20 protein-coding genes are annotated in these 25,981 nt (G+C 37.7%); 12 read left to right on the top strand and 8 right to left on the bottom strand.

Annotation, left to right across the window (positions count from 1 at the left end; genetic code table 11):
• Window positions 1-42: 42 nt before the first annotated feature.
• The 7 genes from ptsH to ACUXZ4_RS08345 all read left to right on the top strand — a co-directional run bounded on the left by ptsH (window position 43) and on the right by ACUXZ4_RS08345 (window position 9,821).
• Window positions 43-300, top strand: coding sequence for a phosphocarrier protein Hpr (gene ptsH, locus ACUXZ4_RS08375; protein ID WP_464972753.1), 258 nt, complete (start codon window positions 43-45; stop codon window positions 298-300).
• A 102-nt stretch (window positions 301-402) separates the two neighbouring features.
• Window positions 403-2,130: a phosphoenolpyruvate-protein phosphotransferase PtsI gene (ptsI, locus tag ACUXZ4_RS08370; RefSeq protein ID WP_464972752.1), complete on the top strand. Its 1,728-nt coding sequence runs from the start codon at window positions 403-405 to the stop codon at window positions 2,128-2,130.
• Between the two features lie 66 nt (window positions 2,131-2,196).
• Window positions 2,197-2,697, top strand: a complete 501-nt coding sequence (crr, locus tag ACUXZ4_RS08365; RefSeq protein ID WP_464972751.1) for a PTS glucose transporter subunit IIA — start codon at window positions 2,197-2,199, stop codon at window positions 2,695-2,697.
• Between the two features lie 331 nt (window positions 2,698-3,028).
• Complete coding sequence (aceE, locus tag ACUXZ4_RS08360) at window positions 3,029-5,686, top strand: pyruvate dehydrogenase (acetyl-transferring), homodimeric type (protein WP_464972750.1); 2,658 nt, start codon at window positions 3,029-3,031, stop codon at window positions 5,684-5,686.
• A 93-nt stretch (window positions 5,687-5,779) separates the two neighbouring features.
• Window positions 5,780-7,639, top strand: a complete 1,860-nt coding sequence (aceF, locus tag ACUXZ4_RS08355) for a pyruvate dehydrogenase complex dihydrolipoyllysine-residue acetyltransferase (protein WP_464972749.1) — start codon at window positions 5,780-5,782, stop codon at window positions 7,637-7,639.
• A gap of 53 nt (window positions 7,640-7,692) precedes the next feature.
• The gene (gene lpdA / locus ACUXZ4_RS08350; RefSeq protein WP_464972748.1) at window positions 7,693-9,117 is read left to right on the top strand and encodes a dihydrolipoyl dehydrogenase; all 1,425 of its coding nucleotides are present in this window, start codon (window positions 7,693-7,695) and stop codon (window positions 9,115-9,117) included.
• 164 nt (window positions 9,118-9,281) lie between these two features.
• On the top strand, window positions 9,282-9,821 hold the full coding sequence (locus ACUXZ4_RS08345; RefSeq protein WP_464972747.1) for an NlpC/P60 family protein: 540 nt from the start codon (window positions 9,282-9,284) through the stop codon (window positions 9,819-9,821).
• 58 nt (window positions 9,822-9,879) lie between these two features.
• Here the strand turns inward: ACUXZ4_RS08345 and ACUXZ4_RS08340 are convergent, their stop codons facing one another.
• Window positions 9,880-10,347 carry a LexA family protein gene (locus ACUXZ4_RS08340; protein ID WP_464972746.1) on the bottom strand — a complete coding sequence of 156 codons (468 nt, stop codon included), beginning with the start codon at window positions 10,345-10,347 and terminating at the stop codon, window positions 9,880-9,882.
• Window positions 10,348-10,582: 235 nt separating this feature from the next.
• Here ACUXZ4_RS08340 and sstT point away from each other — a divergent pair, with 235 nt between their 5' ends.
• A complete protein-coding gene (gene sstT, locus ACUXZ4_RS08335; protein ID WP_464972745.1) occupies window positions 10,583-11,818 on the top strand; it encodes a serine/threonine transporter SstT in 1,236 nt (411 codons plus the stop codon).
• A gap of 63 nt (window positions 11,819-11,881) precedes the next feature.
• Here the strand turns inward: sstT and tehB are convergent, their stop codons facing one another.
• From tehB to ACUXZ4_RS08300, 7 genes are all read right to left on the bottom strand, one after another.
• Complete coding sequence (gene tehB / locus ACUXZ4_RS08330; protein ID WP_464972744.1) at window positions 11,882-12,742, bottom strand: SAM-dependent methyltransferase TehB; 861 nt, start codon at window positions 12,740-12,742, stop codon at window positions 11,882-11,884.
• Window positions 12,743-12,848: 106 nt separating this feature from the next.
• Window positions 12,849-14,246, bottom strand: a complete 1,398-nt coding sequence (gene fumC / locus ACUXZ4_RS08325; RefSeq protein WP_464972743.1) for a class II fumarate hydratase — start codon at window positions 14,244-14,246, stop codon at window positions 12,849-12,851.
• Window positions 14,247-14,451: 205 nt separating this feature from the next.
• Window positions 14,452-17,109 (bottom strand): DNA topoisomerase (ATP-hydrolyzing) subunit A, encoded by a 2,658-nt coding sequence (gene gyrA / locus ACUXZ4_RS08320; RefSeq protein WP_464972742.1) that lies wholly within the window; start codon window positions 17,107-17,109, stop codon window positions 14,452-14,454.
• Between the two features lie 138 nt (window positions 17,110-17,247).
• Window positions 17,248-17,676, bottom strand: a complete 429-nt coding sequence (fur, locus tag ACUXZ4_RS08315) for a ferric iron uptake transcriptional regulator (RefSeq protein WP_464972741.1) — start codon at window positions 17,674-17,676, stop codon at window positions 17,248-17,250.
• Between the two features lie 11 nt (window positions 17,677-17,687).
• Window positions 17,688-18,212: a flavodoxin FldA gene (gene fldA, locus ACUXZ4_RS08310; RefSeq protein WP_464972740.1), complete on the bottom strand. Its 525-nt coding sequence runs from the start codon at window positions 18,210-18,212 to the stop codon at window positions 17,688-17,690.
• A 5-nt stretch (window positions 18,213-18,217) separates the two neighbouring features.
• Entirely contained in the window at window positions 18,218-18,502 is a 285-nt protein-coding gene (gene ybfE, locus ACUXZ4_RS08305) for a LexA regulated protein (protein ID WP_464972739.1), read from the bottom strand.
• 123 nt (window positions 18,503-18,625) lie between these two features.
• Window positions 18,626-19,411: an alpha/beta fold hydrolase gene (locus tag ACUXZ4_RS08300; RefSeq protein ID WP_464972738.1), complete on the bottom strand. Its 786-nt coding sequence runs from the start codon at window positions 19,409-19,411 to the stop codon at window positions 18,626-18,628.
• Between the two features lie 82 nt (window positions 19,412-19,493).
• Here ACUXZ4_RS08300 and seqA point away from each other — a divergent pair, with 82 nt between their 5' ends.
• From seqA to aroC, 4 genes are read left to right on the top strand one after another with little or no spacing between them, the layout of a single operon-like run.
• A complete protein-coding gene (gene seqA / locus ACUXZ4_RS08295; RefSeq protein WP_464972737.1) occupies window positions 19,494-20,129 on the top strand; it encodes a replication initiation negative regulator SeqA in 636 nt (211 codons plus the stop codon).
• An 11-nt stretch (window positions 20,130-20,140) separates the two neighbouring features.
• Window positions 20,141-21,487 carry an o-succinylbenzoate--CoA ligase gene (gene menE, locus ACUXZ4_RS08290; RefSeq protein WP_464974022.1) on the top strand — a complete coding sequence of 449 codons (1,347 nt, stop codon included), beginning with the start codon at window positions 20,141-20,143 and terminating at the stop codon, window positions 21,485-21,487.
• A gap of 4 nt (window positions 21,488-21,491) precedes the next feature.
• Window positions 21,492-24,821, top strand: a complete 3,330-nt coding sequence (mscK, locus tag ACUXZ4_RS08285) for a mechanosensitive channel MscK (RefSeq protein WP_464972736.1) — start codon at window positions 21,492-21,494, stop codon at window positions 24,819-24,821.
• 9 nt (window positions 24,822-24,830) lie between these two features.
• Entirely contained in the window at window positions 24,831-25,904 is a 1,074-nt protein-coding gene (gene aroC / locus ACUXZ4_RS08280; RefSeq protein WP_464972735.1) for a chorismate synthase, read from the top strand.
• Window positions 25,905-25,981: the final 77 nt, after the last annotated feature.

Genomic DNA, 25,981 nt, shown 5'->3' with positions numbered 1-25,981 from the left:
GAGTAAGCTTTAGTCTTTGAAACCTAAAATAGAGGATTTATTATGTACTCAAAAGATGTTGAAATTACAGCTCCTAGCGGTTTACACACTCGTCCAGCAGCACAATTTGTAAAGGAAGCAAAAGCATTTGCATCTGATATTACTGTGACTTCTGCTGGTAAAAGTGCTAGTGCGAAAAGCTTATTTAAGTTACAAACTTTAGGTTTAACCCAAGGTACAGTAATTACTATTTCTGCTGAAGGTGAAGATGAGCAAGCCGCTGTAGAGCACTTAGTTGCATTAGTACCTACTTTAGAATAACTATTCTCTAACCATAAAGCGCAATTTTGATCATATATATGACGAAAGCGGTGTTTTATGGTTATTTATTTTTTGTACCCCATTCAATTTAGAAGGTGAATTATGATTTCAGGAATTCTAGCTTCTCCAGGCATCGTTTTAGGTAAAGCACTTGTTCTTAAAGAAGAAAAAATTGTGCTTGATACAAGCAAAATCACAGATGAACAAGTTGATACAGAAATTGCTCGTTTTTATGATGGACGTAAAGCAGCAGTTGAACAATTAAGCTCAATTCGCGATCGTGCATTAAAAACATTAGGTGAAGACAAAGCGGAAATCTTTGAAGGTCACTTAATGATTTTAGAAGATGAAGAATTAGAAGAAGAAATTATTGATTATCTTCGTACCCATAAAGTGAATGCTGCCGTCGCTGCAAGCAAAATTATTGATCAGCAAGTTGCTGTTTTATCAGATATTGATGATGAATATTTAAAAGAACGTGCCGGTGATATTCGTGATATTGGTAATCGTCTAGTCAAAAATATTTTAGGTATGAATATTATTGATTTAGGGGATATTAATGAGGAAGTGATTTTAGTTGCTTACGATTTAACACCATCTGAAACTGCACAATTAAATTTAGATAAAGTGCTTGGTTTTGTGACAGATATTGGCGGTCGTACATCCCATACTTCTATCATGGCGCGTTCATTAGAGTTACCAGCAATTGTTGGTACAAATAATGTTACTGAATTAGTAAAATCAGGTGATATGTTGATTTTAGATGCGGTTAATAATGAAGTTCATATTAATCCAAGTGAAGAAAAAATCACCGCACTTAAAGTAGCTCAAGAAAAATTAGCACAAGAAAAAGCTGAATTAGCGAAATTAAAAGATTTACCTGCGGTAACAACTGATGGTCATCAAGTTGATGTGGTAGCGAATGTTGGGACGATTCGTGATTGCGATGGTGCGCATCGTAATGGAGCTGAAGGTATTGGTTTATATCGTACAGAATTTTTATTCATGGATCGCGATGCGTTACCAACTGAAGAAGAACAATTCTTAGCTTATAAAGAAGTTGTTGAAGCAATGAATGGTCGTATCGTTATTTTACGTACCATGGATATTGGTGGTGACAAAGAATTACCATATTTAAATTTACCAAAAGAAATGAACCCATTCTTAGGATGGCGTGCAATTCGTATTGCTTTAGATCGTCGAGAAATCTTAAATGCACAATTAAGAGCAGTATTGAGAGCGTCAGCCTTTGGTAAATTGGCAATGATGTTCCCGATGATTATTTCTGTAGAAGAGATTCGCCAATTGAAAGAAATTCTTGAAACCTTGAAGCAAGAATTACGTAACGAAGGCAAAGCATTTGATGAAAATATTCAAATTGGTGTAATGGTGGAAACCCCATCTGCTGCAGTAAATGCAAAATTCTTAGCGAAAGAAGTGGATTTCTTCAGTATTGGTACCAATGACTTAACACAATATACTTTAGCAGTGGATCGCGGCAACGAAATGATTTCACATTTATATAATCCGTTATCTCCTTCAGTGTTAAATTTAATTAAACAAGTGATTGATGCTTCACATTCTGAAGGTAAATGGACTGGTATGTGTGGTGAATTAGCCGGTGATGAACGTGCAACTGTTTTACTGCTTGGTATGGGCTTGAATGAGTTTAGTATGAGTGCGATGTCTATACCTCGTATTAAGAAAATCATTCGTAATGTAACTTATCAAGAAGCAAAAGAATTAGCAGAAAAAGCGTTGCAATTACCAACTGCTTCAGAAATTGCTCAATTAGTTGACGATTTTTTACACCAAAAAGCATTTAATTAAATACAAGGCAGAAATTTTACGTTAGAATACGTAAGATTTCTGTTTATCATTTTTAGGAGAGTAAAAATGGGATTTTTTGATAAATTATTTGGTGCTAAAGAAAGCAAGGCAGTTGAAGTGAAAATTTATGCACCACTTTCAGGGGAAATTGTTGATATTGAAGATGTACCAGATGTGGTTTTCTCTGAAAAAATCGTTGGAGATGGTGTTGCTATTCGTCCAAATGGCAATAAAATTGTCGCTCCTATTGATGGTGTGATTGGCAAAATTTTTGAAACTAACCATGCTTTTTCAATGGAATCCAAAGAAGGTGTTGAGTTATTTGTTCACTTTGGTATTGATACAGTTGAATTAAAAGGTGAAGGTTTCACAAGAGTAGCCCAGGAAGGACAAGAAGTTAAATGCGGTGATACAGTTCTTGAATTCGATTTGTCTTTATTAGAACAAAAAGCGAAATCTGTATTAACACCAATTGTCATTTCAAATATGGATGAAATTAGTAACATTACTAAGCATACAGGTGAAGTTGTTGCTGGTGAATCTGTCGTCTTAGTATTGAAAAAATAATGATTTTATAAAAAGCTCGCTTTGGCGAGCTTTTTTATTCTTTTTAATTTAATTTTCTGAATTTGTCGTTATACCAGTTAGTATTTTTAGTCAAAATACAGCACTTTATAGTAAAAGTGCGGTCAAAATTTTAGACAAAATCAGGAAAAGTAAAAATAATGTTAATTTTTCCTATCTTTGACTAAAAAAATCTAATAAAATTTACAGAATTTGTTTGTGTGGCTGGAAGTAAGTCTTTCATTCATTCAACAGTATAAGAATTTAGTTATCAATTCGTTGTTTAACCTAAGGTTAAACGTATTTTATTCATTTACTAAATAAGGAAAAGACTATGTCAGATATCGTGAAGAATGACGTAGATCCAATCGAAACTCAAGATTGGCTATTAGCTATTGATTCAATTATTCGTGAAGAAGGAACTGAGCGTGCGCAATTTATTATCGAGCAGTTAATGCAGCATGCACGTACTCAAGCTGTTTCATTACCAATGGGGATTACAACTGATTATGTAAATACTATCCCTGTTTCTGAACAACCGACTTATCCGGGTGATAAAGCTATTGAGCGTCGTATTCGTTCTGCGGTACGTTGGAATGCAATTGCAATGGTTCTACGTAGTCAGAAAAAAGATCTTGATCTTGGCGGACATATTTCAACTTTCCAAGCAGCAGCAACGATGTATGAAGTTTGTTATAACCACTTCTTCAAGGCTGCAACAGAAAAAGATGGCGGTGACTTAATTTATTCTCAAGGTCATGCTGCACCAGGACTTTATGCTCGTGCTTATCTTGAGGGCCGTTTAACAGAAGAACAAATGGATAATTTCCGCCAAGAAGCGTTTGTTGATGGTTTATCTTCTTACCCGCATCCAAAATTAATGCCTGAATTCTGGCAATTTTCAACCGTATCTATGGGGTTAGGTCCTGTAAATGCGATTTATCAAGCCCGTTTCTTAAAATATTTACATAACCGCGGTATTAAAGATACAACAGGTCAAAAAGTGTATGCTTTCTTAGGCGATGGTGAGATGGATGAAATCGAGTCTAAAGGTGGATTACTTTTAGCTTCTCGTGAAAATTTAGATAACTTAATTTTCGTAATTAGTTGTAACCTGCAACGTTTAGATGGCCCAGTAAATGGTAACGGTAAAATTGTTCAAGAATTAGAAGGTTTATTTACTGGTGCTGGTTGGGAAGTTATCAAAGTACTATGGGGTAGCAACTGGGATAAATTATTTGCTAAAGATACAACAGGTAAATTAGCTCAATTGATGATGGAAGTGGTTGATGGTGACTACTTAACATTTAAATCCAAAAATGGTGCTTATGTTCGTGAACATTTCTTTGGTCGTTATCCAGAAACCTCAGCATTAGTTGCAGATATGACTGATGATGAAATTTGGGCATTACGTCGTGGTGGTCATGATAGCGAGAAAATGTTTGCTGCATTTGAACGTGCACAGAAATCAAACAAACCAGTTGTTATCTTAGCTCAATTAATTAAAGGTTATAAGATTCCTGAAGCGGAAAGTAAAAACATTGCTCACCAATCTAAGAAAATGTCATTAGAGAGCTTAAAAGGTTTCCGCGATCATTTCCATTTACCATTAACAGACGAGCAAGTTGAGAACTTAGAATATATCAAATTTGCAGAAGGATCTGATGAATACAACTATATTCATGGTCATCGTAAAGCATTAAATGGTTACGTTCCTGCTCGTAAGCCTAAGTTTACTGTTGAATATAAAGTGCCTGCATTGTCTGAGTTCCAAGCATTATTAGAGGAACAACCTCGTGGTATTTCAACAACAATGGCGTTCTCTCGTGTGTTAAATACGCTATTAAAAGATAAAAATATTGGTAAAACCATCGTACCTATTATTGCGGATGAAGCTCGTACTTTCGGTATGGAAGGTTTATTCCGTCAAATTGGTATTTACAATCCACATGGTCAAAACTATGTACCTTCAGATCGTGATTTAGTTGCTTACTACCGCGAAGCGATTGATGGGCAAGTTTTACAAGAAGGTATCAATGAGTTAGGTGCAACTTCATCTTGGGTTGCTGCTGCAACTTCATACTCAGTGAATAACCAACCGATGATCCCATTCTTTATTTACTACTCAATGTTTGGTTTCCAACGTGTAGGCGATATGATGTGGTTAGCGGGCGACCAATTAGCACGTGGCTTTATGATTGGTGGTACTTCTGGTCGTACAACATTAAATGGTGAAGGTTTACAACACGAAGATGGTCACAGCCATATCCAAGCGGGTGTTATTCCTAACTGTGTAACCTATGATCCAGCATTTGCTTATGAAGTTGCAGTTGTTGTTCAAGATGGTATTGAGCGTATGTATGGTGAGAAACAAGAAGACGTGTTCTACTACATTACGACCTTGAATGAAATTACAGAACAACCAGCAATGCCTGCAGGTGCAGAAGAGGGTATTCGTAAAGGTTTATACAAATTCGAAACCGTTGAAGGTAAAGGTAAAGGTCATGTTCAGTTATTAGGTTCTGGTGCAATTATGCGTCATGTTCGTGCAGCAGCTCAAATTTTAGCGAATGATTATGGCGTAACCGCAGATGTATTCTCTGCGCCGTCTTTCAATGAATTAGCGCGTGATGGTCATGATGCTGCTCGTTGGAATTTATTACACCCAACTGAAACGCCACGAGTTCCTTATGTTGCTCAAGTATTAGCGGATTTACCAACAGTTGCTTCTACTGACTATATGAAACTTTATGCAGATCAAATTCGCGCATTTGTACCAAGCAAACATTACCATGTATTAGGAACTGATGGCTTTGGTCGTTCAGATAGTCGTGATAACTTACGCGAACACTTTGAAGTGAACGAATATTATGTGGTTGTAGCGGCATTATCTCAATTAGCGAAAGAAGGTGTTGTGTCAACACAGGTTGTTGCTGATGCGATTGCTAAATTTGGCTTAAATGTAGATCGTATTAATCCGTTATACGCATAATTTAAGTGAAATCATCGAACACAGTTGTTCGATAATAAAGAAGTGGGTGCATAAACGCACCCCTAACCTGATTTCAAAGAAAGGATAATTAAAATGTCAAAACAAATTCAAGTGCCAGATATCGGTAGTGATGAAGTTACAGTAACCGAAGTGATGGTCAAAGTCGGTGATACTGTTTCAGTAGATCAATCAATTATCAATGTAGAAGGTGATAAAGCTTCAATGGAAGTTCCTTCACCAGAAGCGGGTGTTGTTGAGCAAATCTTAGTAAAAGTGGGCGATAAAGTATCTACAGGCACGCCAATGTTTGTATTAGCCGCAGCAGGCGCAGCGCCAGCTGCTGAGCCGGCAAAAGTTGAAGCTGCTCCAGCAGCCGTTGCTTCAGCTGTAGTAGAAGTGAATGTGCCAGATATCGGTTCTGATGAAGTGAATGTAACCGAAATTATGGTTAAAGTAGGCGATAAAGTTGAAGTTGATCAATCAATTATCAATGTAGAAGGTGATAAAGCTTCAATGGAAGTACCTGCCCCTGTTGCTGGTATTGTTAAAGAGATCTTAATCAATGTTGGCGATAAAGTCGCTACAGGCAAATTGATTATGAAATTTGAAACAGCAAGTGCAGCACCTGTAGCTGCTGCTCCTGCTACACAACAAGCTGCACCAGCTCAAAGTGCGGTTAAAGATGTGAATGTTCCAGATATCGGTGGCGATGAAGTTAATGTTACTGAAATTATGGTTAAAGTTGGTGATAGTGTAGCAGAAGAGCAATCATTAATTACAGTTGAAGGTGATAAAGCTTCAATGGAAGTACCTGCGCCGTTTGCTGGTGTAGTAAAAGAAATTTTAGTGAAATCAGGCGATAAAGTATCTACAGGTTCACTCATTATGCGCTTTGAAGTTGAAGGTGCCGCACCTGTAGCTGCGTCAGCACCAGCAGCGCAACCTGCATCAGCTCCGGCTCCAGCCGCAGCGCCAGCACAATCATTAGCGCCAGTTAATCAAGATGCGGTAACTTCAAGTTCAACCTTCGCTCATGCAACTCCTGTAGTTCGTCGCTTAGCACGTGAATTTGGCGTGAACTTAGATAAAGTGAAAGGTACAGGACGTAAAGGTCGTATCTTAAAAGAAGACGTTCAAGAATACGTGAAGAATGCCTTAAAAGCATTAGAAAGCGGTGCAGCTTCTACTGGTGCGGCAAATGGAGCTGGTCTAGGTCTATTACCATGGCCAAAAGTTGATTTCAGCAAATTTGGTGAAACAGAAGAAGTTGAATTAGGTCGTATTCAAAAAATCTCTGGTGCAAACTTACATCGCAACTGGGTAATGATTCCACATGTTACTCAATGGGATAAAGCGGACATTACTGATTTAGAACAATTCCGTAAAGAACAAAATGCGTTATTAGAGAAAACGAAACAAGATGTTAAAGTAACGCCATTAGTGTTTATTATGAAAGCGGTAGCGAAAGCATTAGAAGCATATCCTCGTTTTAACAGTTCAATCTCAGAAGATGCACAACGTTTAACATTGAAAAAATATATCAACATTGGTGTTGCAGTTGATACGCCAAATGGGTTGGTTGTGCCAGTATTCAAAGATGTGAATAAGAAAGGCATTATTGAACTTTCTCGTGAGTTGGCTGAAGTATCGAAAAAAGCACGCGCTGGTAAATTAACCGCTTCTGATATGCAAGGTGGTTGTTTCACAATTTCAAGTTTAGGCGGTATTGGTGGTACCCACTTTACTCCTATCGTGAATGCGCCAGAAGTTGCAATTTTAGGTGTATCTAAATCTGAAATGACACCAGTTTGGAATGGTAAAGAATTTACACCACGCTTAATGCTTCCATTGTCATTATCTTATGATCACCGCGTCATTGACGGTGCAGATGGTGCACGTTTCATTACGTTTATTAATGGTGTATTGTCTGATCTACGTCGTTTAGTGATGTAATATATTCCGCAAAGTGCGGTGAAAAATCCGCACATTTTTGAGAAGGAAAAGAAATGAGCAAAGAAATTAAAACGCAAGTTGTGGTACTAGGTGCTGGTCCTGCTGGTTATTCTGCCGCATTCCGTTGCGCTGATTTAGGTTTAGAAACCGTTTTAGTGGAACGTTACTCTACATTAGGTGGTGTTTGTTTAAACGTAGGTTGTATCCCTTCAAAAGCTTTATTGCACGTTGCTAAAGTGATTGAAGATGCAAAACATGTTGAACATCATGGCGTGGTATTTGGCGAGCCAACCATTGACTTGGATAAAATTCGTGAAGGTAAAGAAGGTGTTATTAACCGCTTAACAACAGGTTTAGCGGGTATGGCGAAAATGCGTAAAGTGACTGTTGTGGAAGGTTTAGCTAAATTTACTGACAGTCATACAATGGTCGCTAAAGATCGCGAAGGTAACCCAACAACAATTAAATTTGATAATGCTATTATTGCAGCGGGTTCACGCCCAATTCAATTACCATTTATTCCACATGAAGATCCTCGTGTATGGGACTCAACTGATGCATTAGCGTTACGTGAAATTCCAGAACGTTTATTAGTGATGGGCGGTGGTATTATCGGGTTGGAAATGGGAACCGTATATAGTGCGTTAGGTTCTGAAATTGATGTAGTTGAAATGTTCGACCAAGTTATTCCAGCTGCGGATAAAGATATTGTTAAAATCTATACTAAGCAAATTGAGAAAAACTTTAATCTTTTATTAGAAACCAAAGTGACAGCTGTTGAAGCGAAAGAAGATGGCATCCATGTTTCTATGGAAGGTAAGGGCGCAAACGAAACTCGCGTTTATGATGCAGTATTAGTTGCTATTGGTCGTACGCCAAATGGTAAATTAATTGATGCTCACTTAGCGGGTGTTGAAGTTGATGAGCGTGGATTTATCCGTACCGATAAACAAATGCGTACAAATGTACCGCACATTTTTGCTATCGGCGATATTGTTGGTCAACCAATGTTAGCGCATAAAGGGGTTCATGAAGGTCATGTTGCAGCTGAAGTTATTGCCGGCAAAAAACATTATTTCGATCCGAAAGTGATTCCATCAATTGCTTATACTGAGCCTGAAGTTGCTTGGGTGGGTAAAACTGAGAAAGAATGTAAAGCTGAGAATCTCAATTATGAAGTAGCAACATTCCCTTGGGCTGCTTCAGGTCGAGCAATTGCATCTGATTGTGCTGAAGGTATGACTAAATTGATTTTCGATAAAGACAGTCATCGCATTTTAGGTGGTGCTATTGTTGGTACTAACGCAGGTGAATTATTAGGTGAAATTGGTTTAGCCATTGAAATGGGATGTGATGCAGAAGATATCGCATTAACAATTCATGCTCACCCAACCTTACATGAATCTGTTGGCTTAGCCGCAGAGGTATTTGAAGGCTCAATCACTGATTTACCAAATCCAAAGGCGAAGAAAAAATAATTCTTCGCATGGTTTATGTAAGCCTCTCTGAGTTAAGGGAGGCATTTTTATTGCATAAAAATGCGATTTTTATCACAAAATTTGCATAAAATGACAATAAAACTGGTAATTATGCAAAAACTCAGGTAGGATGACTGGGTTTTTAATTTGTAGTAATAATGAATATGTTAAAAAAGATTTTTATTTTAGCAGGCGCAATTTTATTAACTGCCTGTGCACATAGTCCCAGGAATGTTCAAACGTTGGGAATAACAGCAAAAGATGATACACAATTAACCGCATTGATTGGTAGTTTAAAAACGAATAAACCTCAGATGACGGTATTAAAGGGATCTTCAAATTCATCTGTTGAATACAAAAAGTTAATGAATTTATATAATCAATGGGCGGGAACTCGTTATCGTTTAGGTGGGACAGGATCTCGTGGAATTGATTGCTCCGCATTAATGCAAGAAGTGTTCGAGCAAGCCTATGGTATTTCATTGCCTCGCTCAACTTCTGAACAAAAATCAGTTGGAAGACAAATTAATAAGCATCAATTAAAAGAGGGCGATTTGGTTTTCTTTAGAGGAAATCGTCATGTGGGTGTTTATTTAGGAAATGGTCGCTTCATGCATGCGAGTTCTAGTCAAGGGGTCACGATTAGTTATTTGAGTGAAAACTATTGGGCAAGAACCTATACTCAAGCAAGACGAATTTTATAATTATTCAGTGATTAAAAGTGCGGTTAAAACTTTAGTTGTTTTGACCGCACTTTGTATTTTAAGCCGCAAATCTCATGGTATTTGCACGAGATTTAATTTGATGAATAGTATTTGTTACTGTTCCGATGATATCTAATTTTGTCCAATCTCTTGTTTTAATATTTTGTGCCTTGGAGCTAAGTGGAAAGAAAATAAATTCATCATTGCTATGGGTAATAAATTCATAGATTTCCATTGTGCCTTCATTATCAATTACAACTAAATCCCCAATACTTAAATTATCTTGCTTTTCAACAACTAACATATCATCTTTTTCAATTCCCCATGCTAGCATATCAGGATTAGTTACCCGAATAAAACAAGTTTGCTGTGGGCGCTTAATGCAATATAAATTAAGATCAAGTTTGCGACTGTAATTCAATGTCGTCGATTGACGATCTTCAAAATACGGCATTGGGTGGTAAGAGAAATCATTACAGATAATTGCATCATTGTTAAATTGAGTTGAGTTGATTGCATAGTTCATAATAATTTACCTTATATACATGATTATTTTTATAGCTGTATAATACTGTAAATAAAAATAGTGTGTCAACAGTATTTTTAGATATTTTTTAATTATTGTAATAAAAATATGATTTTTTCTTGTCTGTATATTTCTTTTCGTTGCAATTTCAGATATCTTTACTCGGCATAGTTGGATCTTCAGATCTGTGTGATTAACAGGGCAGGCAATCGCTTGCGTAATATAGTGAATTATTATGAAAACATCTCCTTTATTGTCATTTTTTTTCCAAGGAAGTCTGGTTAAACGCATTTCTATCGGTTTGCTCCTTGGTATTATTGTTGCAGTGATTTCACCTAGCTTGGAACCAACGTTAGGTATGAACTTAGCAGAACAATTCAATATTTTAGGTACACTTTTTGTACGCGCATTGCGTGCGGTTGCACCAATTCTTGTATTTGTATTAGTGGTTTCAGCTATTGCAAATCGTAGTATTGGTACCAAAAGTAATATGTCAACCATTATTCTGCTTTATGTTTTAGGTACTTTCCTTGCAGCTTGTACAGCGGTAATTGCAAGCTTTATGTTCCCTGTTGAAATTCCATTAACAACGGCTGAGAATTCATTAACACCTCCAGGATCAATCAGTGAAGTATTAACAACTGTTATTCTTAATATTTTTGATAACCCAATTGTAGCTTTATCAAAAGGTAACTTCATCGGCATCTTAGCTTGGGCGATTGCATTAGGTTTAGTATTACGTCACGCGAGAGAAAATACTAAAAGCGTATTTAATGATATTTCAGATGCGATTTCTAAAATTGTGCATTTAGTTATTAATTTAGCGCCATTTGGTGTGTTTGGCTTAGTTACTTCAACCCTAGCTGATAAAGGCTTAGGCGCTTTATGGGATTATGCACGTTTACTAGCGGTATTACTTGGCGCAATGGCCTTTGTGGCATTTGTGATTAATCCAATTATGGTGTATTGGAAAATTCGTCGTAACCCATATCCATTAGTTTGGGAATGTATCCGCGTGAGTGGTTTAACCGCATTCTTTACTCGTAGTTCAGCAGCAAATATTCCAGTAAATATGGAATTAGCAAAACGTTTAGAACTCGATGAAGAAACCTATTCTGTATCTATTCCATTAGGTGCAACCATCAACATGGCGGGTGCTGCAATTACTATCACTGTATTAGCTTTAGCAGCGGTAAATACTTTGAATATTGAAGTGTCTATCCCAACATCTATCTTATTAAGCGTGGTAGCGAGTGTTTGTGCTTGTGGTGCTTCAGGTGTTGCTGGTGGTTCATTATTATTAATTCCATTAGCTTGTAGCTTATTCGGTATTTCAGAAGATGTGGCTGCTCAAGTGATTGCGGTAGGTTTCGTTATTGGTGTGTTACAAGACTCAGCGGAAACTGCATTAAACTCATCAACTGACGTATTATTTACTGCGGCAGCTTGTTTAGCAAAAGATGCTAAATAATCGAGATTAAATATAAAAAAGCGACCAATTCGGTCGCTTTTTTTGTAAAAGTGCGGTGAAAAATTAGGCTTTCTTCTTTGCCAGCATTGTAACAAATTTCATCTTAATGCGATTGCCATTTTCATCGGTTTTATGCAATTCACCCATTTCTTCATTGTATTTTAATAGTTCCCAATCGGCATAATATTGCTTCAACTCATTTTCTTTAAAGGTAAATGAAAAAGGAATTGGACAAGGTACATCATCAGTATCCATTGCAGAAACAATTAAATTGTAGCCTCCTTTATTGGTATGCGACTGCATATTTTGAATGATATGAGGCACCGCTTCTCGTTTTAAGAACATAAACACAACGGTAGAAAGGATAAAGTCGTAATTCTCTTGAATATTGGCGCTGTTAATATCATAAAGTGCGGTGTTCATTTCGAGATTTTCTTTTTCCTTGGTTTCATTTAAGAAAGCCAAACTATTTTGATTATGATCCCAAGAGGTGACATCATAGCCTAATAAGCTTAAGAACAAAGAGTTCCGACCTTGCCCACAGCCTAAATCAAGCACTTTACAAGGTGAAATACTTTCTACGGCCGATTTCACTTCTGAATGTGTGGCGGTCATATTATATTTTTTAGAAAAGTAATCTTCTTTTTTACAATAAAATTCTAAGTAACATTCTAAATCATCAGATATAGCTTCGATTTTATGCCAAACTTGCGGCTCGATAAAAGTGGTATCGTTGCTGCTAAAAACAGACTCGCTAAGAATATCGCCATTTTCATCCAGCTCATAAAAATTAAGCTGACCTTTTAGAATAGTTAATTTTCCCCAAGTGCCCACCTTAGTATTATGCTTTTGCTGGAACATTTGCGGTAAACTTTCTTTTGTCCAAATAGGCATACGTTTATAACAAATTAATTCGTTTTTCATCCGTCTCATCCTTTGCTTTATAAAGTTGAGTTTGATACTAGGGTATTTGTATTTTCTATGCAATAAAAAAGGCTCAAAAATTTGAGCCTTGTCATAATTTAGTTAATTATTTTAATGAACCGACCATATCTTCCGGTCTTACCCATTCATCAAATTGTTCAGCAGTCACTAAGCCCAAGTTGATTGCTTCTTCTTTTAATGTTGTGCCATTTTTATGGGCTGTTTTAGCGATTTTCGCTGCATTTTCATAACCGATATGGGTATTAAGTGCGGTTACTAACATTAAAGAATCATCCAATTGTTTCTTAATGCGAGGGTAGTTAGGTTCAATACCTACAGCACAATGTTCATCGAATGATACGCAAACATCTGCTAATAATTGTGCTGATTGTAAGAAGTTGGCTGCCATAACAGGTTTAAACACATTTAATTGGAAATGACCTTGTGTTCCCGCAAAAGAAATCGTGGTGTCATTACCTAATACTTGTGCACAAACCATGGTCATTGCTTCGCATTGGGTTGGGTTTACTTTACCTGGCATGATTGATGAACCTGGTTCATTTTCAGGGATTAAAATTTCACCGATACCAGAACGAGGACCTGATGCTAATAAACGAATGTCATTGGCGATTTTGTATAAAGAAACCGCTAATTGTTTTAATGCGCCATGAGTTTCAACAACTGCATCATGAGTTGCTAAAGCTTCAAATTTATTTTCTGCGGTCACAAATGGTAAGCCAGTGAATTTTGCAATGTAATCTGCTACTTTTACATCATAGCCTTTTGGTGTATTTAAACCCGTACCTACCGCAGTACCACCTAAAGCTAATTGTGCTAAATGTGGTAAGGTATTTTTCAATGCACGTAAGCCAAAATCTAATTGTGCAGCATAAGCGCTGAATTCTTGACCTAATGTTAATGGTGTTGCGTCCATTAAATGAGTACGACCAATTTTCACTACATCTTTAAAGGCTTCTGCTTTTTGTGCGAAGGTTTTTTGTAAACGCTCTACGCAAGGAATGGTCACTTCAACTACTTTTTTATAAGCCGCAATGTGCATTGCAGTTGGGTAGGTGTCATTTGAAGATTGGGACTTATTCACATCATCATTTGGGTGAATAATAGATTTCTCGCCAAGTTTTCCACCATTTAACACATGTGCGCGATTTGAAATCACTTCGTTAAGGTTCATGTTTGATTGTGTACCAGAACCTGTTTGCCAAATGACAAGTGGGAATTGATCATCTAATTTGTTTGCTAGAATTTCATCACAAGCTTGTGCAATTAAATCACGTTTTTCGACTGCTAACACACCTAATTCATGGTTGGCATAAGCCGCTGCTTTTTTCAAATAACCAAAAGCTTCAATAATTTCTTTTGGCATAGAGGCTTCAGGACCAATTTTGAAATTATTACGAGAACGTTCAGTTTGTGCTGCCCAGTATTTATCTGCTGGTACTTGAACTTCGCCCATGGTGTCTTTTTCAATACGAAATGCTGTCATAGAAATAATCCTCATGAATATAAATAAACTACATGGAGTTTACCACTTGCGAGGTAGGAAGTGAATGTTAGAAGAAGGTTAAATTTCCGTTTTGTGATTTAGATCATAATAAAAGTGCGGTGTATTTTTATCGATTTTTATAACGATTAAAAATACACCGCATTTTAATTTTAACAACTGGTTTTATGTTACTCAGAACAGTCGATTATTCTTCCGAATTTTCCACCGCGCTTTCACCATCAAATTCATCTTCTTCTGGTTCAGCTACGCGTTCTAAGCTAACAACTTGTTCGTTTTCTGCAGTACGAATTAAGCGAACACCTTGCGTGTTACGTCCAATAATATTGACTTCACTCACACGAGTGCGCACAAGCGTTCCCGCGTCTGTAATCAACATAATTTGGTCTGTTTCTTCCACTTGTGTTGCAGCAACTACTTTGCCATTGCGTTCGCTTACTTTAATGGAAATAACACCTTTGGTATTACGTGATTTCGTCGGATATTCTTCTAATTTTGTACGTTTACCATAACCGTTTTGAGTTGCAGTCAGAATTTCGCCATTATTTTTTGGTACCACAAGGGAAACCACTTTGTCGATATTTAAATCTAAACTGTCTTCTACGTTATCGTCAGAAACGTCTTCAATTTCCACCGCACTTTCATCATCAGACATCTCTAAGGTAAGCGCAAGTTTGATTCCACGAACACCTGTTGCGGTTCTCCCCATTGCTCGAACAGCATTTTCACTGAATCTGACCACGCGACCTTGAGCAGAGAACAACATGATTTCATTGCTACCATCGGTGATATCTACGCCAATTAACTCATCTTCATCACGTAAATTTAATGCAATGATACCATTTGAACGTGGGCGACTAAATTCGGTGAGGGCAGTTTTCTTCACAATACCGCCAGCGGTTGCCATCACCACGAATTTATCTTCATCGTAGTTGGCTACTGGTAAAATAGCGGTAATACGTTCATTTTCTTCTAATGGTAGAATATTCACAATTGGACGTCCACGTGAACCGCGGCTTGCTTGTGGTAATTGGTAGACTTTCAACCAATAGAGGCGACCGCGACTTGAGAAGCATAAAATAGTGTCATGAGTATTTGCCACTAATAAACGCTCAATGAAATCTTCTTCTTTCATTTTGGTCGCAGATTTTCCTTTACCACCGCGACGCTGTGCTTCATAGTCAGTTAATGGCTGATATTTCACATAGCCTTCGTGAGAAAGGGTAACAACCACATCTTCCTGTGCGATGAGATCTTCTAAATTAATATCGCCAGAAGCAGCAGTAATTTCTGTTCGACGAGCGTCATTGAAATTTTGTTTAACTAATTCTAATTCTTCGCGAATCACTTCACGCAAACGATCTGTGCTGGTCAGAATGTGTAATAATTCGCCAATTTGAACTAAGATTTCTTTATACTCATCAACAATTTTTTCATGTTCTAAACCGGTTAAACGGTGTAGACGTAATTCTAAAATTGCACGAGCTTGCGCATCTGAAAGATAGTATTCGCCATTGTGAATACCACATTCTTTTGGTAAGTCGTCAGGACGTGAAGCGTCAACGCCTGCGGCTTCTAACATTGGCGCAACATTACCTAATTGCCAAGGTTGTGCTAATAAGCCTTCACGAGCTTCTTCTGCTGTTTTTGAGGCACGAATTAAATTGATAACAGGATCAATATTAGCGAGAGCAATTGCTAAACCTTCTAAAATATGTGCGCGCTCGCGAGCTTTGCGTAATTCAAACACTGTGCGGCGAGTAACGACTTCACGACGATGTTTGACGAAGGCTTCAATAATTTGTTTTAAGTTGAATAAACGCGGTTGACCATGATCTAAAGCGACCATATTGATACCGAAGGTGACTTGCATTTGTGTCAGCGCGTAAAGATGATTTAAGACCACTTCGCCGACCGCATCGCGTTTAATATCAATTTCGAGGCGGATCCCTTCTTTACTTGAGAGATCAAGCACATTAGCGATACCTTCAATTTTCTTTTCACGCACTAATTCAGCAATTTTTTCTACTAATTTTGCTTTATTGACTTGATAAGGAATTTCGGTAATAACAATTTGCTCACGTCCTTTATCATTTACTTCAACTGTCGCTTTCGCACGAACGTAAACTTTACCGCGGCCTGTTTTATATGCTTCTTCAATACCTCGACGACCATTAATCAGTGCAGCAGTTGGAAAGTCAGGACCTGGAATAAATTGCATGAGTTCATCAATGCTGATATCTTCGTTATCAATGTAAGCAAGACAGCCATCCATCACCTCGCCTAAATTATGCGGAGGAATATTGGTTGCCATACCCACAGCAATACCTGATGAACCATTGACTAAAAGTGCTGGAATCTTCGTTGGTAACACATCAGGAATCATTTCTTTGCCATCGTAGTTTGGCGAGAAATCAACGGTTTCTTTGTCTAAATCAGTTAATAATTCCTGTGTGATTTTTTGCATACGTACTTCGGTATAACGCATTGCAGCCGGCGCATCGCCATCAATTGAACCGAAGTTACCTTGACCATCCACAAGCATATAGCGTAAAGAAAAGGGCTGAGCCATACGCACAATGGTGTCATAAACCGCACTATCGCCATGTGGGTGGTATTTACCGATAACATCGCCCACAACACGCGCCGATTTTACATAGGATTTATTATGTGTATTGCCGCTTTGATCCATTGAAAAAAGAACGCGTCGGTGTACAGGTTTTAAACCATCGCGCACATCGGGTAACGCACGTCCAACAATGACCGACATGGCATAGTCAAGATAAGAAGATTTTAGTTCTTCTTCAATGCTCACAGGGATAATATCTTGTGTTAATTCAGACATTGATAATTTCCTAATCTGTATAAAAAAATTAGCGAAATTATAGCATAAAAAGGGCAATTTCGCCTAAAGGTAATTGGCTTTTTTAGGCAAAAAATAAGAAAAAAGTGCGGTGTTTTTCACCGCACTTTTGGGAGGAATTTATTTCTCACATTTGTTAATATCAGTACATTTTCCATAGAGATATAAACTGTGGTTTTCCAGTTGAATACCATGTTCTTTGCTGATCGCTTTTTGGCGTTCTTCAATGATAGTATCATTGAATTCAAAGACTTTTCCGCAATCCACACAAATGATGTGATCATGGTGTTCTGTCGGGGCTAATTCAAAGATCGATTTGTTGCCTTCAAAGTTATGACGAACCAAAATTTTTGCTTCATCAAATTGGTTTAATACACGATAAACGGTCGCTAAACCAATTTCTTCACCTTTCTCTAACAACATTTTGTATACATCTTCAGCAGAGAAATGTTCCATCTTATGCTCTTGCATAAGGGCTAAAATGGTTAAGCGAGGCTCAGTGATCTTTAACCCAGCTTTTTTTAATAGTTTGATATTTTCTTCGGACATATTAACATTCCTTATGCTAATTCAGCTAAACACATTTCATCGTAAACTTGTTTAACCCAGGTTTCAACACGAGCGGCAGTTAATTCCGGTTGACGATCTTCATCAATACATAAACCTACAAAGGTATTTTCATCTAATAATGCACGTGAAGATTCGAAACTATATCCCTCTGTTGACCAATGACCTACCACGATTGCGCCATGTGGTTCGATAATTTCACGAACAGTACCCATGGCATCGCAGAAATAATCTGCATAATCTTCTTGGTCACCACAACCGAAAATCGCGACTAATTTGTCTGTGAAATCAATTTCTTCTAAAGTTGGGAAGAAATCATCCCAATCACATTGTGCTTCGCCATAATACCAAGTCGGAATACCGAACATTAAAAAATCATATTTTTCAATGTCTTCTTTGCTACTTTTGGCGATGTCACGAATATCAACTAATTCGCTGCCTAGTTGCTTTTGGATCATTTTCGCAATATTTTCTGTGTTGCCTGTGTCACTACCGTAAAATAAACCAACAATAGCCATGTTATTTACCTATTTCCTTGAATATTGAAGTAATCTTGTAAGATGTTTTCGATCATTTCAGATCGACTTATATTATTAATTGAAGCGAGTTCTTCTAATTGCTGCACTAATTCGAGGTGTAATTTTAATTCGACACGTTTTAAACCACTTGAGCGATCGCGGCGAAGTTGATTACGTTTATTTACCCGAATTTGTTGTTCACGACTAAGTGGATTTGTTCTTGGTCTTCCTACTCGACGTTGATCAGCAAAGAGATCTAATGTAATGCAATCTGCATCTTGCTTTGCCATGTTTTAATTCACTGTTTAATTTCATACTAACAATCATGCCATTAATAATGAGAATGATTGACTACTAGAGAAAATTTGTTGAACTATACCATAATTCCACAATAAATTAAATGTTAAAAACGATTAATCTGATTGTAAAAAACGTTGAATTGCTCGAATGACAAACTCCGGTTTTTCTGCATGCACCCAATGTCCCGCGCCATTAATGGTAAATGAGGTGGCAAGAGGAAATTGCGCAAGAACAGCATTTGTATCTTGCTCTGAAATGTAGTTGGATAAACCACCTTTAATAAAGAGTGTTTTTACTTTTGTGGCAACTTGATTATCCCAGCCCATAATCTCATCATAATGCTGATAAAGTGCGGTGAAATTAAAGCGAAATTTTTGTGTAGAATTGATATCAAAAGATTTCAGCATAAATTGCTGTACGCTTTCATCTTCAATATATTTTGCCAAAATTGGTTTTGCTTGTTGGCGTGTTTCTGCGTTGCTTTCAGCGACCGCAAACAATCCTGCAAACACCTTATCATGCCAGCGATGAGAGTAAGCCACAGGCGCAATATCAATTACAACTAACTTTTCTATGAGTTCAGGAATTAGCGTCGCCACTTTCATTGCGGTTTTTCCGCCCATGGAATGACCAATCAAAATCAGCTTATCTAATTGTAAATGTTCAACTAATTTCACGATATCTTGTGCCATTGCCTCATAGTTCATTTCATCGCTATGAAAACTCTGTCCATGATTGCGCAAATCAACCCGCAAAATAGGGTAGTGATCGCTAAAAGCTCGCGCAAGCACGCCGAGATTATTCATATCGCCGAATAATCCATGAATAAAGACTAAGGTAGGTTGTTTGCTGTTTTCACAAGGTGTAAATTGGTAGTGAAGTAATTGTTGAATTGACATTATTTTTTACATGGAGAATTTACAAAGATGCGGGTATAATGCGAGAAATCCTTATTTGAATCAAGTTTTGTGAGAAGCATAAATGAAAATTATTGAAGTTGATGAAGAATTATACCAATACATTGCTAGTCATACCCAATCTATTGGCGAAAGCGCCTCCGATATTTTACGTCGTTTATTACATTTATCTTCTTCAAGTGTGAGTTCTACTGCGTTAGAAGTGACACCTGTTGTTGAGCCTGAACCCGTTCCAACTCAAACGGAAGTCAAACCTGTTGAGCAAATGGAAATGCGCTTGGAAAGTGCGGTGCAAAATCAACAAGATTTAGGTAACGACAAGGTATTATCTGATCAAAATACCTTAAATCCTATTTTGCAATTATTGGCATCAGAAGCTTTCAAACAAGAGAGTAAAGGCGTGTTACGTTTCCTTTCACTTTTAACTGCACTTTATCAAATCAACCCAACAGCCTTTGCTAATGCTATTGCTTCTGAAAATGTGCAAGGAAGAACGCGTCTTTATTTTGCGCAAGATGAGAAAACATTATTACAAGCGGGCAATCATACCAAACCGAAAGCGATTCCTAACACGCCTTATTGGGTGATTACCAATAATAATAGCGGTCGTAAAATGATCATGTTAGAAGCTGTTATGCGCGAAATGAAATTGCCACATGAAGTGATTGAAGAGGTTAAAAACGCATTCGTTGGCGGTTAATCGTGACAGATTTGTTCCCTTGGCAACAATATGCCAGCACATATCCACATAAGATTGCCTTGCGAGATTTTTCGCAGGGCATTGCTTTTACTTGGTCAGCACTGAATGAGCAAATTGCGCAAAAAGTCGCTATTCTAAAGCAATTGCCTGATTCAACTGGCTTTGCTATTGCAATTTCAGGCAAAAATAGTTTCGCCTTGTTGAGTTATTATCTCGCAGCATTGCAATGCGAAATGCCCGTATTATTGCTTAATCCTGCCTTTCCTCAAGCTAAAATCGCTACATTATGTGAGCAGAATGGCATCCGCTATTGGATCGATTGTCAATCCGATCGTATTATTCAACAATGGAACAATCCTCAATTTTCAGCGCAAAGTTTAACTTTAACGCTGACTTCAGGATCAACAGGCACCCCAAAAGCTATTATTCATCTTATGCAAAACCATTTGGATAATGCGAAAGGCGTGTGTGAGTTAATGCACTTTAGCACTGAAGACAGTTGGTTGTTTTCTTTGCCTTTATATCATGTGTCAGGACAGGGCATTGTGTGGCGTTGGTTGTTACAAGGGGCTGAGCTGATTTTGCCTAGTGATAATTTTTATGCAGATTTATTCCGCTCAACTCATGCATCTTTAGTACCAACCCAAGCGCAGCGTTTATTGGATTATTGGCAGCAACATCCGCAAAGTGCGGTGCAAATTCGCTCAGTTTTATTGGGGGGCTCACATATTCCCGCAGAATTAACGCAAAATTTAACCGCACTTGGTATCCAAGCTTATTGTGGTTATGGCATGACAGAAATGGCTTCTACAGTATTTGCAAAAAAATGTGATTCGACTTCTGGTGTGGGAAATTTATTGCAAGGGAGAGAGTTCCAAATTGTTGATAATGAAATTTGGTTAAAAGGTGCGGGATTAGGTTTGGGGTATTATGCTCAAGGAAAAATTCAACCATTAACGAATTCGCAAGGCTGGTTACAGACTAAAGACAAAGGTTATTGGAACGGTGAGGAACTTTATATCCAAGGTCGTTTGGATAATATGTTTATTTCTGGTGGTGAAAATATTCAACCAGAAGAAATTGAAAACCTCATTTTGTGTCATCCTCAAGTGAAGCAGGTATTTATTTTACCTAAAGCTGATGAAGAATTTGGTTATCGCCCAGTAGCTTTTATTGTTTTTTCCACTGAATTTTCCACCGCACTTGTAGATGAACTCAAATTATGGTTAAGTAATAGAATTGAAAAATTTAAACAACCAGTTTGTTATCTTCCGCTGCCACAACAAGTAGGTGAACAGGGCGCAATTAAAATATCAAGGGCTGCTTTAGCCAAGGAATTAACACGTTTATTAGGATAATTTTATGAATAAATTTTTAACAATCCGCCAGTTATTTTTACTCTTTACGGTGTTTATGGCATTGCCAAGCATCAGTTTTGCTGATTTGCCAACGGAGGCGGATATTCAGTCGCAGTTGAAAACTGCACAATCGGCAGATCAAAATGATCCTAATAATAAAATTGTGGTGCAAAATTTAGAAGAAACGCTGAATTTTTTAACTAGAATTAGTCAACAAAAAGCAGAAATTAAACAGCTTGAAGATAAAATTAATAATGCTCCTAGCCTAACGCTTAAAACGCAGCAGCATTTAGATAGTTTAAAGAAGACAGTTGCGACTTCTGTAGATTTGACGAAACTCAGCACAGCTGAAATGCAAGCTAAGTTAACCTCGGCACAGCAAGAATTGCAGCAAATTCAAAATGTGCTTACCACATTAAATTCTGATCTTACGATGATTAGAACTGCGCCTGAACGAGCGCAAGCCACATTAAATGCCAACTTAACGCGTACACAAGAAATTAATAAAGCCTTAGCGAATAGCACGCTCACTTCAGCCGAGAAAGTGCGGTTAGAAACAGAGCTCGTTTTTATTGAACTGCAAAACAACTTCAATAAATTGGCTTTACAAGGAAATAATGCCATCACCTCCCTTTATTCTATCCAATTAGAAGATAAAAATTTGGAGCAAACTCAGTTACAAGCGCAAGTTGCAGCGTTACAGGATGCGATTAACCAAAAATATCTTGATGAATCTAAACTGCAAGCGGATCAGCTGACCAAACAACAAGACAAAACAGATGTGAGTAATCCTTTGCTTGCGGAACAGTTAGAGCTGAATGTGAAGCTAAGCCAAGAATTAGTTCAGCAAACCACATTAATGAATACTTTATCGCAAGATAATATCCGTATTAAAAATGTGTTAGATAATTTACAGCAAACACAGCGCAACATTGATGATCAAATTAGTGCATTACAAGGCACATTGGTGTTATCTCGCATTATCAATAAGCAAAAAAATTTATTGCCGCAAGATCAAATGATTAGCGGTTTATCTAAACGTATTACCGATTTACGCGTGAAAATTTTTGATGTAACGGAAGAGCGCGATAATCTTTATGATATCCAAACTTATATTGCGAATTTAGAAGCAAAAAGTAAAACGACCTTTACTACAGCAGAAAAAACACAGTTAGGCCCAGTATTACAAGAGCGTCGTAAACTCTTATCAGATATTGTGAATTCGTTAAATAATCAATTAAATTTAGCGATTACCATTGAATTAAACCAAAAACAAGTGACAGCAATTAGTGATGAATTGCAGGGTAAATTACAACAACAGAGTTTCTGGGTAAGAAGTAATGCGCCTATTGATTTAGATTGGTTTGCTAATTTTTTGCCTGCGCTACAGCTTGAATTAACTGAAATTGTTAAATTAATTGATTTTTCCAATTGGCGTAATGATTTTATTTCAACCGGTGCATTAATTGTGGTGCTATTGGCGGTGGCATTCTTTATTCGCTCACAAAAACAAAAGATTGGTAAACATTTGCAAGAAATTGCTAAACGAGTGAATACACTTAATTCTGATAGCCATTGGAACACGCCTAAAGCCATTGCATTGGTGCTTATATTATGCTTACCAAGCACTTTATTTTTTATAGCCAGTTTATTCTTTGCCGCTTATGTGTGTTTAAAAGATCCATTCGTGGTTTTCCCTTGGATTCTGCAAATGGGGATCTATTGGTGGTTCTTCGCTTTTATGCTCGCCATGTTACATCCTGATGGCATTGCTTATCGTCATTTCAATATGCCGAAAGAAAGTGTAGAAACCTTCCATAAAGTACTTAAACGTTCAGTATGGATCTCTGCATTATGGATTAATGCTTCAATTTTCACTCATTTAGAAACAGGGATTCCAAATGATGTGATTGGTCAGGTAATGACGATCTCAGTCTTGATCATTTCGTTATTTATCATTGGGTTGCGTATGCAAAGTGCGGTGAAATCTTATGGTAATTCGGCGAAGGCACAAGAAAGCAAAACAATCCATTGGATATTCCATATTATTCGCATTTTATTAGTGATTTCGCCGATTGTACTCACTGTACTGGTAGCAATGGGCTATTATTACACCGCGCTTAATTTGATGGATCATCTGATGTCCTCTTATTTCGTGTGCGTGATTTGGTTAGTATTACGTAATGTGATTTATCGCGGTTTAGGCGTTTCTTCTCGTCGTTTAACCTATCAACGTTTTAAAGAAAAACGTGAGCAACAAGCTTTAGCGCGATCTGAATCGGAGGAAGAATTAGGCTTAAGTGTTGATTTACAACAAAATGAAAGCTTAGGCATCGCACAGGTGAAAGATCAAATCTTACGTATGACAGATTTGATTTTAATGGTCGTTCTATTTGCGATGTTATATTGGGTTTGGGCCGATTTAATTGGCGTTGCTTATTATTTACAAGGCGTGACACTTTGGCAGCAAGCCGTCGTAACGGAAACTGGCACCGTTTTAGAATCCATCACCTTACTTAATCTGCTACTGGCGATTATTATTGTGATGGTAACTTATGCCTTAGTGCGTAATATTGGCGGTATTTTGGAAATTTTAATTTTCTCTCGCTTTGATTTTTCACAGGGAACGCCTTATACCATCACCACATTATTAACCTATTTTATTATTGCATTTGGTGCGAGTTTAGCCTTTTCGACCTTGGGAATGTCTTGGTCAAAATTACAATGGCTTTTCGCTGCACTTTCTGTTGGTTTAGGTTTCGGTTTACAAGCGATTTTTGCGAATTTTGTTTCGGGCATTATTATCTTATTTGAACGTCCCGTCCGAGTCGGGGACGTAGTGACCATTGGCGAATACTCAGGTACCATTTCAAAAATTCGTATTCGTTCAACCACTATTATTGATTTTGATCGTAAGGAAGTGATTATTCCTAACCAGTCTTTCGTTACAGATCGCATTGTGAACTGGGCATTAAATGATTCAGTAACTCGAGTGGTTATTCAAGTGGGGGTCGCTTATGGCTCCGATTTGGAATTAACTAAGCAACTTTTATTACAGGCGGCAAGTGAATGTGATCGTGTACTCAAAGATCCAGAACCTGTCGTGTATTTCTTAACCTTTGGGGCAAGCACCTTAGATCACGAATTGCGTTTATATGTGGGTAAGTTAAGTGATCGTAACCCGACGGTTGATTTCTTAAATCGTCGTGTGAATGAGTTATTTAACCAAAATAATATTGATATTGCCTTTAATCAGTTGGATGTCTTTATTAAAAACAATACAACGAATGAAGAAATTAAAGTATCAGAAACCAAATTAACATTACCAAATTAAGGGAATAATATGGCAGGAAATAGTATTGGGCAGTTGTTTCGTGTAACGACTTTTGGTGAATCGCATGGTATTGCATTGGGCTGTATCGTTGACGGTGTGCCACCGGGAATGAGCCTTTCTGAAGCAGATATTCAACCCGATTTAGATCGTCGTAAGCCGGGAACATCTCGTTATACCACACCGCGTCGTGAGGATGACGAAGTGCAGATTTTGTCTGGTGTGTTTGAAGGTAAAACCACTGGCACCAGTATTGGTATGTTAATCAAAAATGGGGATCAGCGTTCGCAAGATTATGGCGAAATTAAAGATCGTTTCCGCCCAGGGCATGCTGATTTTACTTACCAACAAAAATACGGTTTGCGTGATTATCGTGGTGGTGGTCGTTCTTCTGCTCGAGAAACTGCAATGCGTGTGGCAGCAGGCGCCATTGCTAAAAAATATTTGCGTGAACAATTTGGTATTCAAATTCGTGGCTTTTTATCTCAAATTGGCGATATTCAAATTGAGCAACAGCAGTTAGAGAAAATTGATTGGAATTATGTAAATAGTAATCCCTTCTTCTGTCCGGATCAAAGTGCGGTGGAAAAATTCGATGAATTGATCCGCACTTTGAAAAAAGAAGGCGATTCAATTGGGGCGAAACTTACCGTTGTAGCAGAGAATGTGCCAGTGGGGTTAGGCGAACCTGTTTTTGACCGCCTTGATGCGGATCTTGCCCATGCATTAATGGGGATTAATGCAGTGAAAGCAGTTGAAATTGGCGATGGTTTTGCTGTGGTGGCACAACGAGGTTCAGAACATCGCGATGAAATGACACCACAAGGCTTTTTGTCAAATCATGCAGGAGGCATTTTAGGGGGGATTAGCTCGGGTCAACCGATAATTGCAACCATCGCATTAAAACCGACTTCCAGTATTACTATCCCTGGGCGCTCAGTAAATCTGAATAATGAAGAAGTTGAAGTGGTGACCAAAGGCCGTCATGATCCTTGTGTGGGCATTCGAGCAGTACCTATCGCAGAAGCGATGGTCGCAATTGTGTTATTGGATCATTTGTTACGTTTTAAAGCACAATGTAAATAATGAATAACTTATTTAAACTGGTATAAAATGAAAAAATTATATAAAACCTCTCTTTTTTTAACCGCACTTTTAGCAGC

It is taken from the genome of Reella acinonychis (assembly GCF_052828705.1).
Note: the sequence above shows the minus strand (reverse complement) of the source record. Positions and strands in the feature narration are given on the sequence as shown.

Excerpts from the sequence above, each read along its gene's own strand:
- ACUXZ4_RS08340 (WP_464972746.1), bottom strand. The coding sequence starts at position 10,347 with ATGAACTATGCAATCAACTCAACTCAATTTAACAATGATGCAATTATC.
- seqA (WP_464972737.1), top strand. The coding sequence starts at position 19,494 with ATGAAAATTATTGAAGTTGATGAAGAATTATACCAATACATTGCTAGT.
- ACUXZ4_RS08345 (WP_464972747.1), top strand. The coding sequence starts at position 9,282 with ATGTTAAAAAAGATTTTTATTTTAGCAGGCGCAATTTTATTAACTGCC.
- tehB (WP_464972744.1), bottom strand. The coding sequence starts at position 12,742 with ATGAAAAACGAATTAATTTGTTATAAACGTATGCCTATTTGGACAAAA.
- ybfE (WP_464972739.1), bottom strand. The coding sequence starts at position 18,502 with ATGGCAAAGCAAGATGCAGATTGCATTACATTAGATCTCTTTGCTGAT.
- ACUXZ4_RS08300 (WP_464972738.1), bottom strand. The coding sequence starts at position 19,411 with ATGTCAATTCAACAATTACTTCACTACCAATTTACACCTTGTGAAAAC.
- aroC (WP_464972735.1), top strand. The coding sequence starts at position 24,831 with ATGGCAGGAAATAGTATTGGGCAGTTGTTTCGTGTAACGACTTTTGGT.
- fumC (WP_464972743.1), bottom strand. The coding sequence starts at position 14,246 with ATGACAGCATTTCGTATTGAAAAAGACACCATGGGCGAAGTTCAAGTA.
- fldA (WP_464972740.1), bottom strand. The coding sequence starts at position 18,212 with ATGGCTATTGTTGGTTTATTTTACGGTAGTGACACAGGCAACACAGAA.
- crr (WP_464972751.1), top strand. The coding sequence starts at position 2,197 with ATGGGATTTTTTGATAAATTATTTGGTGCTAAAGAAAGCAAGGCAGTT.
- sstT (WP_464972745.1), top strand. The coding sequence starts at position 10,583 with ATGAAAACATCTCCTTTATTGTCATTTTTTTTCCAAGGAAGTCTGGTT.
- fur (WP_464972741.1), bottom strand. The coding sequence starts at position 17,676 with ATGTCCGAAGAAAATATCAAACTATTAAAAAAAGCTGGGTTAAAGATC.
- gyrA (WP_464972742.1), bottom strand. The coding sequence starts at position 17,109 with ATGTCTGAATTAACACAAGATATTATCCCTGTGAGCATTGAAGAAGAA.
- ptsI (WP_464972752.1), top strand. The coding sequence starts at position 403 with ATGATTTCAGGAATTCTAGCTTCTCCAGGCATCGTTTTAGGTAAAGCA.
- mscK (WP_464972736.1), top strand. The coding sequence starts at position 21,492 with ATGAATAAATTTTTAACAATCCGCCAGTTATTTTTACTCTTTACGGTG.
- lpdA (WP_464972748.1), top strand. The coding sequence starts at position 7,693 with ATGAGCAAAGAAATTAAAACGCAAGTTGTGGTACTAGGTGCTGGTCCT.
- aceE (WP_464972750.1), top strand. The coding sequence starts at position 3,029 with ATGTCAGATATCGTGAAGAATGACGTAGATCCAATCGAAACTCAAGAT.
- ptsH (WP_464972753.1), top strand. The coding sequence starts at position 43 with ATGTACTCAAAAGATGTTGAAATTACAGCTCCTAGCGGTTTACACACT.
- aceF (WP_464972749.1), top strand. The coding sequence starts at position 5,780 with ATGTCAAAACAAATTCAAGTGCCAGATATCGGTAGTGATGAAGTTACA.